The sequence below is a fragment of the Thermorhabdus hydrogeniformans genome, from assembly GCF_049310025.1.
Taxonomy (GTDB): domain Bacteria; phylum Bacillota; class Thermosediminibacteria; order Thermosediminibacterales; family Tepidanaerobacteraceae; genus JBJYKD01.
This window is the reverse complement of sequence record NZ_JBJYKD010000157.1, coordinates 1-268: the sequence shown is the minus strand read 5'-3', so window position 1 is coordinate 268 and position 268 is coordinate 1. Positions and strand designations below refer to the sequence as shown.

Here is a 268-nt window from a genome sequence, read left to right as displayed (position 1 = left end):
GAAACAAAAAATGGTCCTGGGAGAAAAAGAAAAAGCAGCTACAGATTTGACTCCGTAACTGCTTTTTGTGGTGTGGGCCGGAATCGAACCGGCGACACAAGGATTTTCAGTCCTTTGCTCTACCAACTGAGCTACCGCACCATCCTGGTTTGATGTCTGAAGGCAGGTTTTGCTTTCGCAAAAGGCCTCGTTTATCATCAATCGGGACGCAAAAATAGGGGGATTTCAACAATATTCCACGGTTTATCAACATTTTTTTCCAAAAATC

The 268-nt window shown here is 43.7% G+C and carries 1 tRNA gene; it reads right to left on the bottom strand.

The window, feature by feature from the left end:
• Positions 1 to 68: 68 nt before the first annotated feature.
• Positions 69 to 141, bottom strand: a tRNA-Phe gene (locus tag ACKX14_RS15910).
• Between the last annotated feature and the right edge of the window lie 127 nt (positions 142 to 268).